This is a genomic window from Martelella mangrovi, assembly GCF_040545495.1.
GTDB lineage: Bacteria > Pseudomonadota > Alphaproteobacteria > Rhizobiales > Rhizobiaceae > Martelella > Martelella mangrovi.
This window is the reverse complement of sequence record NZ_JBEPLY010000016.1, coordinates 36,064-51,903: the sequence shown is the minus strand read 5'-3', so window position 1 is coordinate 51,903 and position 15,840 is coordinate 36,064. Positions and strand designations below refer to the sequence as shown.

The following is a 15,840-nucleotide window of genomic DNA, read 5'->3' as shown; positions in this document are numbered from 1 at the left end:
CCTGTCATTGCCAGGCCGGCTGAAAACCGGCGAAACGTACGGTGGTGCGCAATGCATATGGTGCGCATGCCCGCAGAAACAATGTTTCGCCGGTTTTTCACTCAGATCGGCATCGGGAATTCGCGGTGCACCATGGCAATGTCGTGAAGCACGTCGTCGGAAAGCGTGATATCGGCCGCCGCGATATTGTTTTTCAGCTGTTCCATCGAGGTCGCCCCGATGAGCGCTGCGGTGACGAACGGCCGTGACAGCACGAATGCAAGTGCCATCTGTGCGGTATCGAGACCGTGCTTTTCGGCCACGGCGCAATAGGCATCGACCGCCGGTTCCTGCTGCGCCTGCCGCCGGCCGCCGAGTTCCGGCTGGATGGACGCGCGCGAGCCGGGCGGAATCTTGCCGCCGCGATATTTGCCGGAGAGCAGGCCGGTCGCCAGCGGCGAGAACGCCAGAAGGCCGACATCTTCATAATAGGCGAGTTCGGCCATATCGAGATCGTGATGGCGGTAGAGCAGGCTGTATTCATTCTGAACGGTCGAAATCCGTGTCCGGTCACACTGTTCGGCGCGGTTGAGATAGCGCATCGTGCCCCAGGCGGTTTCGTTGGAAAGGCCGATGGCGCGGATCTTGCCGTCCTTGACCAGCCGGTCCAGCGTGTCGAGCGTTTCGGCAATGTCGATATGGCTCTGGTAGCGGTCCTGGCCGTAAGGGGTGTAGGTCCAGGAATTGCGGAAGTGGAAATGACCGCGATTGGGCCAGTGAATCTGATAGAGGTCGATATAATCGGTCTTCAGCCGTTTCAGGCTGGCGTCGAGGGCGGTGCGGATCGTCTGCGGCGTGATCGGCTTGCCGTCGCGGATCCACTGGCGGCCGGAGCCGGCGATCTTGGTTGCCAGAATGATGTCGTCGCGCTTTTTGCGGTTCTCGAACCAGCTGCCGATGAATTCCTCGGTACGTCCATAGGTCTCCGCGCTCAGCGGCGTGACGGGATAGAGTTCGGCGGTATCGAAAAAGTTGACGCCGTTTTCCACGGCATAGTTCATCTGGGCATGGGCTTCGTCTTCGCTGTTTTGCGAGCCCCATGTCATCGTTCCCAGGCCGATTCCGGACACTTCGATTCCGGTGCGTCCCAAGCTATTGGTTTTCATAGATTTACCTTGAAAGTCAGTTTGGCGGGTTGCGGCCGAATGTAACCGGATGCACGTTAAGAGCAAGCGCCGGCGGCGATTTTTACGTGTTAATTCGGCGGCCAATGCAGTGCCGTTGCTATTGACACAGGCGGATGAAACGTCAAATGGAGTTGCATTTCCGGCGTGGACCGGCACAAAGCCGCGCCGTTGAACACGAAATGATTGGCTAAGGGGCCACAGATGACAGTCGCATTTACCTTTCCCGGACAGGGAAGTCAGAGCGTTGGCATGGGCAAGGCGCTGGCGGATGAGTTCACCGCCGCCCGGCTGGTTTTCGAGGAAGTCGACGATGCGCTCGGCGAAAAGCTTTCGCAGACCATCTGGGAAGGGCCGGAAGACGCACTGCAGCTGACCGCCAACACGCAGCCCGCGCTGATGGCCGTTTCGCTTGCCGTCGTCCGGGTGCTGGAGGCCGAAGGTCTCGACCTGAAAACCGACATTTCCTATGTCGCCGGCCATTCGCTGGGCGAATATTCCGCGCTGTGCGCTGCGGGCACGTTCTCGCTTGCCGATACGGCCCGGCTTCTGCGCATTCGCGGCAATGCCATGCAGAAGGCCGTTCCGGTGGGCAAGGGCGCCATGGCCGCCATTATCGGCCTTTCATTCGAAGACATCGAGGCGCTGTGCAGCGAGGCCGCTTCTGCCGGTGTGTGCGAAATCGCCAATGACAATGGCGGCGGCCAGGTGGTGATCTCCGGTGAAAAGGCCGGTGTTGAAAAGGCCGTGGCAATCGCCAGCGACAAGGGCGCAAAGCGCGCGCTGCTGCTGCCGGTCTCCGCACCGTTCCATTCCTCGCTGATGGCGCCTGCCGCAGATGCGATGGCCGAAGCGCTGGCGGATGTCCGCAAGGGTTCGCCTGTCGTGCCGGTCGTTGCCAATGTGCGCGCCGAGCCGGTGACCGATCCCGAGGAAATCGTCAGCCTGCTGGTGGCACAGGTGACCGGCCGGGTGCGCTGGCGCGAAACGGTGAGCTGGTTTGCGGCCAACGAGGTTGAAACGCTCTATGAGATCGGCGCCGGCAAGGTGCTGACTGGTCTGGCGCGGCGTATCGACCGGGCGCTGAACGGTATCGCCGTCGGCGCACCGGCGGATATCGACGGCGCGCTCAAGGCCATCAAGGGCTGAGGTTTGAGAGAAGTTGAGAACGGTCTGCGCTGTGCAGGCCTGATGAAGCGAACATTACCGGACGAGGTTTTGATATGTTGGATCTGACTGGGCGCAAGGCGCTGGTGACGGGCGCAAGCGGTGGCATCGGCGAAGCGATCGCCCGCCAGCTTCACGGACAGGGCGCCACCGTCGCGCTCCACGGCACCCGCGCGGAAAAGCTTGAGGCGCTGGCCGCAGAGCTTGGCGAACGCACCCTTGTGCTGCCCGCCGACCTTTCCGACCGCGATGCGGTCAAGGCGCTTGGTGAGAAGGCCGAAGCCGATCTCGGCGGCGTCGATATCCTGGTCAACAATGCCGGCATCACCCGCGACGGCCTGTTCGTGCGCATGAGCGATGCGGACTGGGAAAGCGTGCTCGATGTCAACCTGACGGCCGCTTTCGTGCTGACGCGCGCGATCATGCATCCGATGATGCGCCGCCGCTTCGGCCGGGTGATCAACATCACCTCGATCGTTGGCGTTACCGGCAATCCGGGGCAGGCCAATTACTGCGCCGCCAAGGCCGGGATGATCGGTTTTTCCAAGTCGCTGGCGCAGGAAGTTGCACCCCGCAATGTCACCGTCAATTGCGTGGCGCCGGGCTTTATCGAAACGGCGATGACCGACAAGCTGAACGACAAGCAGAAGGAAGGTATTCTTTCCGCCGTGCCGATGAAACGCATGGGAAGCGGTGACGATATCGCTTCCGCCGTCACCTATCTTGCCTCCAACGAGGCTGGCTACGTGACGGGCCAGACCCTGCACGTCAATGGTGGCATGGTGATGGTCTGAACAAGGGCCGTTTTAGGCGGGGATGGGGCGGCGAAATGCCCTTACTTGCCGTAAACCGGCGCTTTTTGGGCTTTGCGCCGTGAACAAACCATGGTAAGCGGGCCGGGACTGCCAAGAACAGTCCAGCGGACGAAACCCGGTTGATCCGGGTTTTCCATAGTGGGCCTTGGTTCACATGTTTGCTGCCGCATCTCTTGAACGGAAAAAGAGGGCCGGCGGCGTTAACTTCAGAGGATGCCCTGGGCATTCCATCGAACTTGAGACAGGTCGAGGATACCGACATGAGCGATATCGCAGAACGCGTTAAGAAAATTGTAGTTGATCACCTGGGCGTTGACGCCGACAAGGTTGTTGAAAGCGCCAGCTTCATCGACGATCTGGGCGCAGACTCGCTCGACACCGTCGAGCTGGTTATGGCCTTCGAAGAAGAATTCGGTGTTGAAATCCCCGATGATGCAGCCGACTCCATCCTCACCGTGGGCGACGCTATCAAGTTTATCGAGAAGGCTCAGGCCTGATCGAAAGAAATTGACGGGCGGTTTTCAGGGGGGTCCCTGATTACCGCCTTGATCGGCCCGGTCAAACGGGCCATTTTTTTGTCCTGAACACCGCATTCGGCCTCTGCCGGTTTTGCAATCCGGCCGACGGTGCGGTTTGATCGGGGCTGACTGCCGGAAAGGCGCTGGTCACATGTTTGATGCGACCGGTTCCGTTTCAGGATATTGAAGCCGCTATACTGGGACAGCGGCGATCGGGCTTTGCCGAAGGCCGGTCCGATATAAAATTGAAGAAGGGGCGATCCACCAATGAGGCGTGTAGTAATCACCGGTTTGGGTATGGTAACGCCGCTGGGATGCGGAACCGAAGTAACCTGGTCACGTTTGCTGGAAGGCCGTAACGGCGCAAGCAAGGTCACAGCTTTCGAGACGGATGATCTGGCGGCCAGGATTGCCTGCTCCATCCCGCTGGGCGACGGCAGCGACGGCACGTTCAATGCCGATGAATGGCTTGAGCCGAAAGAGCAGCGCAAGGTCGACCCCTTTATCACTTATGCGATGGCCGCTGCCGACATGGCGCTGAACGATGCCGACTGGCATCCGAAAAGCGATGACGACCAGATTTCGACCGGTGTGCTGATCGGCTCCGGTATCGGCGGTCTCGATGGTATTGTCGAAGCCGGTTACACGCTGCGCGACCGCGGCCCGCGCCGGGTTTCGCCGTTCTTCATTCCGGGACGGCTGATCAACCTCGCTTCCGGCCAGGTCTCCATTCGCCACAAGCTGCGCGGCCCAAATCACTCTGTTGTCACCGCCTGCTCGACCGGCGCGCATGCCATTGGCGATGCAAGCCGTCTGATCGGCTTCGGTGATGCCGACGTCATGGTTGCAGGCGGCACGGAATCGCCGATCTGCCGCCTGGCTCTGGCCGGCTTTGCCGCCTGCAAGGCGCTGTCGACGGATTACAACGACGATCCCCAGCGCGCTTCGCGTCCCTATGACGTCGATCGTGACGGTTTTGTCATGGGCGAGGGCGCCGGCGTTGTCGTGCTCGAAGAGCTTGAACATGCCAAGGCCCGCGGTGCCAGGATCTATGCCGAAGTTGTCGGTTACGGGCTGAGCGGCGATGCCTATCACATTACCGCGCCGTCCGAAGATGGCGAAGGCGCTTTCCGTTGCATGACGACGGCCTTGAAGCGGGCAGGCATTACCCCCGGCGATATCGACTATATCAATGCCCATGGCACCTCGACCATGGCCGATACGATTGAGCTTGGCGCGGTAGAACGGCTGCTCGGCGATGATGCCGACAAGGTGTCGATGTCGTCGACTAAATCGGCGACCGGGCATCTGCTGGGGGCTGCCGGTGCGATCGAGGCGATCTTCTCGACCCTGGCGATCCGCGACAATGTCGCCCCGCCGACGCTGAACCTCGATAATCCCGAGCGCGAAACCGCAATCGACCTCGTGCCCAAGGTGGCCCGCAAGCGCGATATCGATGTGGCGCTGTCGAATTCCTTCGGTTTCGGCGGCACCAACGCGTCTCTGGTACTGCGCCGCTACAACGGCTGACGTCAGCGCAAGTCCGACACAGTCACTGTGGATGAGAAAAACAAACGGCTGACATTTTGCGGCCGTTTTTTTATCTAGGTTCAACGGCTTCGATCTCGAATTCGATTTATCGCCGCGACCGGCCGGGATACAGGCCGGCGGGGGCATTTATAAATTTCGCTACGCGCCGCGGCGCGGTGGCAAAGCTGTTTGAAAAGAGGTACCGGTGCGCGGTTCTGATCAGGATAACGGACGTGAGAACGGCGATGGCGCGAACGACGACCGCCGTCCGATTGTGCCGAAATCTGCCAAGGAAGCATTGCGGCCCGAGCGGGTGCCCGAACCCGTTCGACGCTCGAAAAAGGCGAAGAGCCAGTTCGTGATCTTCCTGAACTTCGTGATGACATTGCTGGTTCTGGGCGCTGTCGCGGTCGGCGGTATCTATTATTATGCAAAATCGAGCTATGACGAGCCCGGTCCGCTGACGGTGAATGCCGAATTTACGGTGCGGGAAGGCGCCGGGGTTTCGACGATTGCGCGCGACCTCGAACGCAACGGGATCATCAGCGATTCGCGGATATTCCGCTATGTCACGGCCGCCCATCTGCGCAGCGAGGGCGAAACGCTGAAGGCCGGTGATTACGAGATCAAGGCCGGTTCCTCGATGGCGGATATCGCGGCTTTGCTCGAATCGGGAAAATCCATTCTCTACAGCATCTCGTTTCCCGAAGGTTACACCGTTCAGGAGGTTTTCGACCGGCTTGCAGCCGACCCCAACCTGAGCGGCGATCTGCCGGAAGAACTGCCGCCGGAAGGCAGCCTGATGCCGCAGACATACCGTTTCTCGCGCGGGACGGATCGCACGGAAATCATCGACCAGATGCGCGAAGGCCAGCAGCAGCTGATCGACGAAATCTGGCTGAAACGCGATCAGGGACTGCCCATCGATAACAAGGAAGACTTCGTTACGCTGGCCTCGATCGTCGAGAAGGAAACCGGCATTGCCTCGGAGCGCCCGCAGGTTGCTGCGGTGTTCCTCAACCGGCTCGAGCGGGGAATGCGGCTGCAGTCGGATCCGACGGTGATCTACGGTCTATTCGGCGGCGAGGGCAAGCCGTCCGACCGGCCGATCTACCGGTCCGATCTCGACAAGGAAACGCCCTACAACACCTATCAGATCAGCGGCCTGCCGCCGGGGCCGATTGCTAATCCGGGCAAGGCCGCGCTGGAGGCGGTTGCCAATCCTGCGCTTACCGATGACCTTTATTTTGTCGCCGACGGCAGCGGTGGTCACGCCTTCGCCAGAACGCTGGACGAGCACAATGCCAATGTGCGCCGCTGGCGCCGGATCGAGGCCGAGCGGGGCAGCGACTGACGCGTCAAAGCGGGGCTCAAACCTGCCGCTTACCGCAGGCCGCGAAATGCTGTAGGTTGCGCCGCAAACGGCCTTTCGGTCAGCACATTGCCAGGAGAGCAACTTATGAAGCCGCAATCGATGACGGGCTTTGCACGCAGTGACGGATACTGGCAGCGTTATCGCTGGACGTGGGAACTCAGGGCCGTCAACGGCAAGGGGCTCGATGTCAGGCTGAGGTTGCCGCAGGGCAGCGATCATCTCGAAACGGACGTCAGGAAACGCCTTGCCGAACGGCTTGCGCGCGGCAATGTTCAGGTTGCGCTTTCGATCACGCTGGCTGAAAGCCGACTCGAACTGGTTGTCAATGAAGCCGCTCTTCAGGCGGTTCTCGATCTCAAGGCGAGGCTGGGTGACGTTCTCGACGACAAGCCGTTGTCGCTCGAAGGCCTTCTTGGCCTGCGCGGCATTGCCGATTTCCGCGAGGGTGAGGAAGACAGCGCGGCGCTTGAAACCCGTGACGGCATGATCCTCGGTGATCTGGATGTCGCGCTTGACCGGCTGTGCGCCATGCGCGGCGAAGAAGGCGAAAAGATCGTTGCGGTTCTGGGCCGGCAGATCGACAGGATTGCCGAACTGACCGGAACGATCGAGGCCGATCCGTCACGCACGCCTGCCGCTATTGCCGAGCGGCTTTCCGAACAGGTCGGCAGGCTGGTTGATGCCGCGCCCTCGCTGGACAGCGACCGGCTTTATGCCGAAGCGGTGCTGCTGGCAACCAAAGCCGATCTGCAGGAAGAAATCGACCGTCTGAATGCCCATGTCGCGGCAGCGCGCGCGCTTCTGGAAAAGGGCGGCCCCTGCGGGCGGCGGCTTGATTTTCTGGCCCAGGAATTCAATCGTGAAACCAATACGATCTGCTCGAAATCGAATGCAGTTGCAGTGACGGCGGCCGGCCTTGAACTGAAAACCGTCATCGACCAGTTTCGCGAGCAGATCCAGAATCTGGAGTAAACCCCATGGCAGAAAACCAGGCTGCGAACCGACGCGGCGTCATGCTGGTGCTGGCCGCCCCCTCAGGTGCGGGAAAATCCACCATTGCACGGCGGCTTCTCGCTGAAGATCCGCTGATCGACCTGTCGATCAGCGCGACCACCCGCCCGCGCCGCAAAAGCGAGCAGGAAGGGGTGCACTATTTCTTTCTGGAGCCGGACGAATTCATCAAACGGCGCGATGAAGGGGGCTTTCTCGAATGGGCCGAGGTCCATGGCAATTTCTACGCCACCCCGCGTGCGGCCGTTGAGCGCTCGCTTGCGGCCGGGCGTGATGTGCTCTTCGATATCGACGTGCAGGGTGCGGAACAGCTGAAACAGGCGCTGCCGCGCGATGTCGTCGGCATTTTCGTGCTTCCGCCGTCGATGAAGGCGTTGAAGGCGCGGCTCCTGGCCCGCGCGGAAGACAGCAAGGCGGCCATGGATGTCAGGCTGAAGAACGCGACCGGCGAGATTTCCCGCTGGCGCGATTACGAATATGTGGTCGTCAATGACGACCTTGAAGATGCCTATGATCTGGTCCGGTCGATCCTGAGGGCGGAGCGGGCCAAGCGCGAATATGAAAGCGTGATTCCCCACCACGTCGACGCGCTGCTGTCGGAGTAGAAGGGCTCTAAAGCGCTGTCGCAAGCGCGCAGAATTCGGCAACGCTCAGCGTTTCGGCACGCCGGGTCGGATCGATTCCGGCCTTTTCAAGCAATGTCTCGCCACCCAGCCCCTTCAGGCTTTGTCGCAGCATCTTGCGACGCTGGCCGAAGGCTGCCTGAGTGACTTTTTCAAGCGCTGAAGCCGTCACGGCGATCGGTTGTGTCCGTGGCGCAAGATGGACCACGCTCGACGTCACTTTCGGCGGCGGCGTGAAAGCCTGCGGGGGCACGTCGAAAGCGATCCTCGCCTCGGTACGCCAGCCGGCAAGCACGCCAAGCCGGCCGTAATGCGCGCTGCCGGGCTCGGCAACAATGCGCTGGGCGACTTCCTTTTGAAACATCAGCGTCAAGGACTGCCAGTAGGGCGGCCAGTCATCGGGCAGTAGCCAGTTCACCAGCAATTGCGTGCCGACATTATAGGGCAGGTTGGCAATGACGCGGATCGGCTGGCCGCCGGCAAGGGCGGCATAGTCGACCGTTAGCGCATCGCCTTCGATGATCTCGAGCCTGTCGGGATAATGCGCCGCAATCTCGTGCAAGGCCGGCAGGCACCGCGCGTCGCGCTCGATCACCGTCAGTTTCCTGATCCCGAGAGAGAGAATGGCCCGTGTCAGGCCACCGGGCCCGGGGCCGACCTCGACCACATGGGCGCCTTCCAGCGCGCCTGCCGTGCGCGCGATCTTCTGCGTCAGATTGAGGTCCAGAAGGAAATTCTGTCCGAGCGCCTTGCGGGCATTCAGTTCGTGCGCTGCCAGAACCTCACGCAGGGGCGGAAGATCGTCGATCCGGGACATTATCGATCCTGCTTTCCGCCGGACAGCACGGCTGCCAGCTTCAGCGCCTCCTCGAGGCTTCGCGGATCCGCTATGCCGCGCTCGGCGATGTCGAAAGCCGTGCCGTGGTCCGGCGACGTTCTGACAAAGGGCAGGCCGAGCGTCGCGTTGACACCTTGCTCGAAGCCAAGCGTCTTGACCGGAATCAGCGCCTGATCGTGATACATGCAGATCGCTGCGTCGTATCGCGCCCGTGCGCTAGCATGAAACATGGTGTCGGCGGGCAGGGGGCCGACGACATCAATGCCTTCGGCGCGCAGCGTATCGAGCGCCGGGCGGACAATTTCTTCGTCCTCCCGCCCGATCGTGCCCTGTTCGCCCGCATGCGGGTTCAGACCGGCAACGGCCAACCGCGGGGCCTTGATGGCGAAGCGCTCGGCAAGGTCGCGGGCCGTGATCCGGATCGTTTCGATGATCAACGCCTGGTCAAGCGCGGCAGGAACGTCCGACAGCGGGATGTGAATGGTGACCGGAACCACGCGCAGCGCCGGGCAGGCCAGCATCATTACCGGACGGTATTGCGTCCCGGTTTCGCGCCGCGCAAGCTCGGCCAGGAATTCGGTGTGGCCGGGAAAGCCGAAGCCCGAACTGTAGAGAACGGATTTTGCAATCGGATTGGTCACCAGAGCCGCCGTCTTGCCGCGCTGGGTGAGCTTTACGCCGGTTTCGATTGCGGCAATCGTTCCGGCCGCCGTCGCCGGGTCCGGCTTGCCGGGCGCGACAGGCGTTGCCGCATCGATCGCGAAAACCGGCAGGGCGGCATGAAACGTGTCGCAGGCTGCTTCGGGGGCGCAGACCTGCACCGGCACATCCAGTTCAAGCATGGCCGCACGGGTCTGGAGAATGCGCGGGTCGCCGAGATAGACGAAAGGCGCAATCCCGGTCTCCTCGCGTCGCGACCAGGCTTTCAGGGCGATTTCCGGGCCGATGCCGGCAGGGTCGCCCTGAGAAAGAGCAAGTGGCAGATTGGTCTTCATGTCCGGTGCAATCAGGATTTACCCGGCGTGACGATCTGGGCCTTGCTCTTCAGTTCCTCCATGTAGCGCTCGCTTTCGCTTTCCGTATCGGCGTCGGCGGAGTCTTCCTTGGCGCTGAGAACCAGCCGGGCCGCGTAATCGTCCGATGTCGTTTCACGCTCGCAAATCGCCAGGAATTCGGCGCCATAGGGCGTTGTCTTGACCGATGTCGTATTGCCCGTGGCCTTGCTTACCGCGTCCTTCCACTCGGCCGGCAATTGCGGCTCCAGGAAACGGCCATAGTCGAGGACGGTCACGTCGTTCATGGTGGCCGCAAACGAAATGGCCTGATCGCATCCGGGGAATTTCGAACGCGCGGATTCAGCCTCGCGCTTGCGCTTGGCCAGCAACGAGCCGCGTTCCTTCTCCGGTACGACAAAAACAATCCGCTTCAGCAGGTATTCGGTGGTCTCCGGCTTCTTGCCTTCCTTCTCCGCTTCTTCAAGCTGGGCGATGAACTCGTCGTCAGGCAGCAGTGTGCTGCCGCCATAGCGCGCGCGCAAAAGCTGGCCCCAGCTCATGGAGACGGCAATGTAGAACTTGAAATGATCGACCCCGACGCCGGCCTGATTGAGAATGTTGCTCATCTGGGCGACGGACATGCCGTTGCTCTTGGCGAAGTTGGCAAAGGACGCATCGACTTCGGGCTGGGTGACGGACATATTGCGCAGCGCAATCTCCGACTGTTTCAGCGCCTGATCGATCATCGCCTCACGGGCTTTCTCGTTGAGATTGCCCTTCGTGCCCATCAGCCGAAGCAGGTTCCGGCGCTTGGCGATGTCGTCATTGGTGATCGGCACATTGTTGACGATCACCGCAATGTCGACGGTCTTGGCGAAGGCGGGTTGCGGGGCAACGCCCACGATGCTTGCCGTGGCGATCATGGCGGCGGCAAATGCGGTCACTGAAAATCTCGCGGCAGTCATATTGTTTCCTTTCAACAGCCTCACGCTCCCGTCAGGTCTGCGTGCGGCATCGATACGGCCTTCCGGCGGGCGCGGCGTTTGCCATAAGCTTTCACGGCGCCATCTTGCCGCTCCCCCCAAGGCGCGGTCCGATAAGGTGTCTGTTTCCTACAAGGGCATGTCATCCACCGACCCATGCCCAGAACTCGATGGCAATGTTTTGTCCATTTTAGGGGCAAAAGCAAGGCATTGATCGGATAGAACGGGTTGTCGGGCCTATTCGAATGAATCGCTGCCGACAACGATGTCGCCGAGTGTGCGGAACGTCAGACGTGCGCCGATCGTCCAGTCGACGGCTTCGCGGTTGTTGTCGTCCCAGTCTTCCTCGTAGGTGATCGAGAAAATCGTGCAGATATCCTCGTAGGTCAGGCCGACCCAGCGATTGGTGACGACATTATTGGCAAGGTCATAGGTCAGGGAACCGGAAATTCCCCAATTCTCGTTCAGGCGAAGCGTGCTGGTGGATTTCAGTTCGCTGTTGCGCTCTTCATAGGCATAGCCCGGCTGGGCGGCGATATTGGTATAATCAAGCGCGGTATCGAACCGGTGCGATCTGAAATCGATACCGACATCGGTTCTTGCAAGCGAGAAATCCTCCTGGTCGAAACGCGCGGCTCCCGTCAGCGAAAGGCCAAAGGGGAAACTGATAGCGGCGGCGCCGACATAATCGGAGCGCGACGATTCCAGGCCCGAGTCGATACCCACGCCGACCAGATCGGGCGAGGCGTAGGAATTGCGACCGGCAAGCTGGAAAGATTGTCCGAACAGGCCGTTGACCAGTATGCCGGAATCATAAACCCCGCGATAGCGGAAGCCGATATTGGCGCGCGTACCGCCTTCAACGCGGTCGAAACCGGAAAACTTGTCGCGCTCGAACAGTGTCAGGGGATCGAAGACGAAGCTCTGCGCGTCCTCGTTCGGCAGTCCGCCGGCATGCTGTTCGTCGGGACGTATGAACACCTGTCCGATCGGTTCCAGGATATGCGAACCGAAACTGTTGCTGATCAGCAGGGGATATTTGAGCTCGAGGCCTGCCGTCACCATGGCGCGGGCTGCCGCATCCTCATCGACGAAATTGCCGGGATAGGAATAGGCGCCGCCGTTGATCTGGTCGGGGTCATCGACATTGAGAAGATAACCATCGGCACGCGCGGCCAGAAGCGGCGTGATCTGCAGGCCCCCATCGGTGGTAAAGGTCCGCTTCCACTCCACTTCGCTGGTCAGGCGGGTACTGTTTCCCTCAAGACCGAGGAAGCGGTCATTCACGCTCGTCGGCTTAACGTCGTTTTTGCTGCGGACGATATTGGTCAGGTTGTTGGTGACGGACAGTTGTCCGCCGAAGATCGGCTCCGGTGCGATATAATCGTAATCGATAACCGGCACGACGATCGCCTGCTTGCTTTCGGCGGCGTTGAAGCTGTCGGCATCCTGAACATCAAAATAATTCGCCTTGATCGAAAGCGAACTGCGCTTGCCGAGCCCTTCAAGATAGATCTGATTGTTGAAGATCCTTTCGTCGTGACCTCCGATCGAATAGGTCCGCGCAAAATTATTGTCGCTCTGGATCATCGCGTCCCAGCCGAAAACCCAGCGCGGATTAATCTGGAATTCACCGGTGGAAGCGATCAGGGCGCGGCCATTGGCCTTGGCATCGCTGGTGCCGCTGGAAAACCGGTCGCTGCCCTGCTGGTCGATGCCGGCAAGGCGCAGCGTATGTTCGCCGTCGCGATAGCGTTTGCGGTATTCCGCCTCGACCAGGAAACCCTGTTCCGTGTAGCCGGTCCCGGTAAAGGTGACGTCCGAACTCGGCGAAATCGGAATGTAATAGGGCAGGGAAAACCCGACACCGAGATTTTCGGCAATGCTCATCGAAGGAAACAGGAAACCGCGCTTGCGCTTCACGCTCGGGTCAGGAACCGTGATTGACGGCAGGCGCGCAATCGTGTGCCCGAGGAGCTGGAAACGCGGGCTTTCGAGACGGACTGTGTGGGTGACGCCGTCCTGAATCACGCGCTGCGCACGGATCTGCCAGAACGGCGGTTTCTCGGGGTTTTCGGCGCAAGGGATGCAGGCCGTATAGACGCCGTTTTCCAGGATCATCTTGTTGCCGTCAACGCGTTCGGCCCGTTCACCGGCAACCGCGATGTTGTCCGGCGTGCGCAGGCTGATCGCGTCGAGAAAGCCATTGGCGAAGTCGTCTGTGACGTCAAGCTTTTCGGCACGCAGGTGATTCCCGTCGGGATCGATCACCTCGATCCCTTCATAAGCCATCAACCGGCCGGCCTTCTGGTCGTACTCCACCTTGTCGGCGACCATGCGGTAACCGGCATAATAGATCTGGACGCCGCCGAGCGCATAAACCTTCTGGGTATCGTGATTGTAGACCAGCTCATTGGCTGTCAGCAGCATCGGCCCGGAATCATCGCCCGGCGCGGAAATCCCGAGATCTCCCTGCGCGCCGGCGGGCGTTGCCAGAAAACCGACCGGGGTCAGCGCGCTTGCAAGAACCAGAAGCCCGGCAAGGCGCAATTTGCTCTTACGTTGCCGGGACACTAGCCGTCCTCCTGATGCAATAAAATAGTCAAGCCCAATGCCATCGCCACGACCACCGGAATCCAGGCCGATAGAAGCGGCGACAAAACTCCGCTACTGCCAAACGCCTTCACAAGTACACTTGTCACATAAAGCAGAAACCCGGACAGGATTCCACCCAAAATAACAGCAGGCGACTGCGCAAAACGCGAAAACTTGAGACAGACAGTTGCTGCGATCAATGTCATGGCTACCAAAAGAAAAGGAAGTGATAACAGATAATTATATTGAGTTTCCAAAGCCTTGGTTGACATTCCGAACCGCCGCGCCAGTTCGATTTGACGCGGCAGTGCAAAAAAGCTGACAAGGTCGGGCTGCACGAGATTCTGCTGGACGAAATCCTCATCCAGATTGGTTTTGACACGTACCTCGTCTTTGTGTGTGGATAATTCGCCGACTTCGACTTCCGTCACGTCGTAGAGCGTCCACCAGCCATTGTCCAGTACGGCCCTTTTGGCATCCTGCCGTTTGGTGAGTTGTCCTTCATCACCAAAATAGATCACAACGGCCTGCAACAGTTCGGTTCCGTTTTCGGCAATGCCGCGGCCGCCGATAATGGTATCCTGTCCATCCGTCTGCTGGCGCAGCCATGGCACCGTATGATCCTGACCGCGACCGACCGCCTCCAGTCCCATCGCCTTTTTCTGAGTCCAGGATGCAAGCGGGTTCAGCGCCAGCACGCTTGCCGCACCGAGCAGGGTGGCGCCGACGACGAAGGGCAGGATGAACTGCCAGACCGAAATGCCTGCAGCGCGGGTAACCACAAGCTCATTGCGGCGATTGAGCGCAATCAGTGCGACCATTGCCGCAAACAGCGCGATAAAGGGAATCGTCTGCTGGAGGATGTAGGGCAGGCGCAGAAGGGTGATCACCATTGCGTCGGTCATGCCCTGGCCGGCTTCGGCGGAAATATCGCCGATCACCTCGCTGAAATCGATCAGGTAGATGATCGACATGACGCCGAACAGAAACCATGCCACGGTGACGACATAGCGGGTGAAGAAGTAACGACCGAGAACGGAGAAAATCATGCTGCTTCTCCGCCGTTTGGTGTGTTGCGCCGGCGCAGCCTTGATATCGCCGCGTAGAATCGTTCGACCAATGGCCCCTTTTTGCGGGCGCGGCGCGGCTTCAGCAGAAGATAAAGGCCGACGACCAGCAGGATGACGACAATGGCATAGGAGATCGGAACGAATATTGCTTCGTTTTCGGCGCGGTTGGTCGAAAAATGCGACATCAGTCGGAGCAGAAGCGTCACGATGAAAGCTGTTGCCATCGGCGGCATGCGGCGTTCGCGGTGGGATCGCGCATCGCCTGCGATAATGATGGTAAAGATTACGTAGATCAGGGGCAGCGTCCAGTCGGTCATCCGCCGCGTCAGTTCCGCGCGATAGGCGGCCGGATTTTTCATGTAGTCCGGGTCGGTGGTGTCCGGATTGAGCAGGAACGACAGGCTGCGGTCCGAAGCCCTGCGTGATGTTTCGCTGCGGTCGCTGGTCAGTTCCGAGAGGTCGAAACTGTAGGAATCGAATTGTACGATGGAAACATTACCAGTTGCGTCTTCTCTCTGCACCTGGCCGTTTTTCATGATCAGCTGGCTGCCGCTTTCATCGACGGCGCCTTCGCGGGCATAGTAGATATAGGAGTCTTGCGGCTCGCGGTAATCGGCCACGAACAGGCCCTTGAGGACACGTCCGGAAAGCCGTTGGGATATCTGGATGTAGAGCCCGTCCTCGATCTCGCGAAAGGTCTTTTCCTCGATCACGGTGGAAAGCAGATCGGCATAGACCGACGCGATCAGGGAGCGGACCTCCGAACGGGAGCGTGGCTCGATATAGTTGTCCAGAACGAAAGAGAAGGCGCACAGCGCGATGGCAAAGGCGATGATCGGCCGATAGATGATCGATCGGCGGGCGCCGGCGGCATCGATGACGGCAAGCTCGGAATCATTGTTCATCGTGGTCAGCGTCTGTGCTGTGCCGAGCACGATGCCGAAAGGCAGAACGGTGGGGATGACGGTGGGCAGGATCAGTGTGGCGAGTTTGAGGAACGACAGAATGGACTGGCCGCTGTCGGTCACGAGGTTGATTCGTCCCAGAACCTGCGTCAGCCAGAGAATCGCAAGCACCGGCAACAGCGTTGCCAGAAACATCCGGACGACCCGGGCCAGAATGTAGCGTTCCAGTATTTTCATGCGCGTGTTGCTGTC

General features: G+C 60.1%; 14 protein-coding genes. 7 read left to right on the top strand and 7 right to left on the bottom strand.

Annotation, left to right across the window (positions count from 1 at the left end; all coding sequences use genetic code 11):
• Positions 1–101: 101 nt before the first annotated feature.
• Complete coding sequence (locus ABID12_RS18440) at positions 102–1,145, bottom strand: aldo/keto reductase (protein ID WP_354435571.1); 1,044 nt, start codon at positions 1,143–1,145, stop codon at positions 102–104.
• 222 nt (positions 1,146–1,367) lie between these two features.
• Between ABID12_RS18440 and fabD the strand changes: the two genes are divergently transcribed.
• From fabD to gmk, 7 genes are all read left to right on the top strand, one after another.
• Positions 1,368–2,312, top strand: coding sequence for an ACP S-malonyltransferase (gene fabD / locus ABID12_RS18435; RefSeq protein WP_354435570.1), 945 nt, complete (start codon positions 1,368–1,370; stop codon positions 2,310–2,312).
• 74 nt (positions 2,313–2,386) lie between these two features.
• On the top strand, positions 2,387–3,124 hold the full coding sequence (gene fabG, locus ABID12_RS18430) for a 3-oxoacyl-[acyl-carrier-protein] reductase (protein ID WP_106312211.1): 738 nt from the start codon (positions 2,387–2,389) through the stop codon (positions 3,122–3,124).
• A gap of 281 nt (positions 3,125–3,405) precedes the next feature.
• The gene (locus ABID12_RS18425; protein ID WP_018062986.1) at positions 3,406–3,642 is read left to right on the top strand and encodes an acyl carrier protein; all 237 of its coding nucleotides are present in this window, start codon (positions 3,406–3,408) and stop codon (positions 3,640–3,642) included.
• Between the two features lie 288 nt (positions 3,643–3,930).
• The gene (fabF, locus tag ABID12_RS18420; protein ID WP_354435569.1) at positions 3,931–5,193 is read left to right on the top strand and encodes a beta-ketoacyl-ACP synthase II; all 1,263 of its coding nucleotides are present in this window, start codon (positions 3,931–3,933) and stop codon (positions 5,191–5,193) included.
• Between the two features lie 271 nt (positions 5,194–5,464).
• Positions 5,465–6,547: an endolytic transglycosylase MltG gene (gene mltG, locus ABID12_RS18415; protein ID WP_394706158.1), complete on the top strand. Its 1,083-nt coding sequence runs from the start codon at positions 5,465–5,467 to the stop codon at positions 6,545–6,547.
• 105 nt (positions 6,548–6,652) lie between these two features.
• Positions 6,653–7,540: a YicC/YloC family endoribonuclease gene (locus tag ABID12_RS18410; protein WP_354435568.1), complete on the top strand. Its 888-nt coding sequence runs from the start codon at positions 6,653–6,655 to the stop codon at positions 7,538–7,540.
• A 5-nt stretch (positions 7,541–7,545) separates the two neighbouring features.
• A complete protein-coding gene (gene gmk, locus ABID12_RS18405; RefSeq protein WP_354435567.1) occupies positions 7,546–8,184 on the top strand; it encodes a guanylate kinase in 639 nt (212 codons plus the stop codon).
• A 7-nt stretch (positions 8,185–8,191) separates the two neighbouring features.
• On the opposite strand, the gene rsmA is transcribed toward gmk, so the two are convergent.
• The 6 genes from rsmA to ABID12_RS18375 form a co-directional block, all read right to left on the bottom strand.
• The gene (gene rsmA / locus ABID12_RS18400; RefSeq protein WP_354435566.1) at positions 8,192–9,019 is read right to left on the bottom strand and encodes a 16S rRNA (adenine(1518)-N(6)/adenine(1519)-N(6))-dimethyltransferase RsmA; all 828 of its coding nucleotides are present in this window, start codon (positions 9,017–9,019) and stop codon (positions 8,192–8,194) included.
• Positions 9,019–10,035 carry a 4-hydroxythreonine-4-phosphate dehydrogenase PdxA gene (pdxA, locus tag ABID12_RS18395; protein WP_354435565.1) on the bottom strand — a complete coding sequence of 339 codons (1,017 nt, stop codon included), beginning with the start codon at positions 10,033–10,035 and terminating at the stop codon, positions 9,019–9,021. Before pdxA ends, rsmA begins: the two co-directional genes overlap by 1 nt.
• A gap of 11 nt (positions 10,036–10,046) precedes the next feature.
• Positions 10,047–11,000: a SurA N-terminal domain-containing protein gene (locus tag ABID12_RS18390; protein ID WP_319520288.1), complete on the bottom strand. Its 954-nt coding sequence runs from the start codon at positions 10,998–11,000 to the stop codon at positions 10,047–10,049.
• 255 nt (positions 11,001–11,255) lie between these two features.
• A complete protein-coding gene (locus tag ABID12_RS18385; RefSeq protein WP_435528260.1) occupies positions 11,256–13,613 on the bottom strand; it encodes an LPS-assembly protein LptD in 2,358 nt (785 codons plus the stop codon).
• Entirely contained in the window at positions 13,592–14,662 is a 1,071-nt protein-coding gene (lptG, locus tag ABID12_RS18380) for an LPS export ABC transporter permease LptG (protein WP_354435563.1), read from the bottom strand. Before lptG ends, ABID12_RS18385 begins: the two co-directional genes overlap by 22 nt.
• A complete protein-coding gene (locus ABID12_RS18375) occupies positions 14,659–15,825 on the bottom strand; it encodes an LptF/LptG family permease (protein ID WP_354435562.1) in 1,167 nt (388 codons plus the stop codon). Before ABID12_RS18375 ends, lptG begins: the two co-directional genes overlap by 4 nt.
• Positions 15,826–15,840 lie beyond the last annotated feature (15 nt).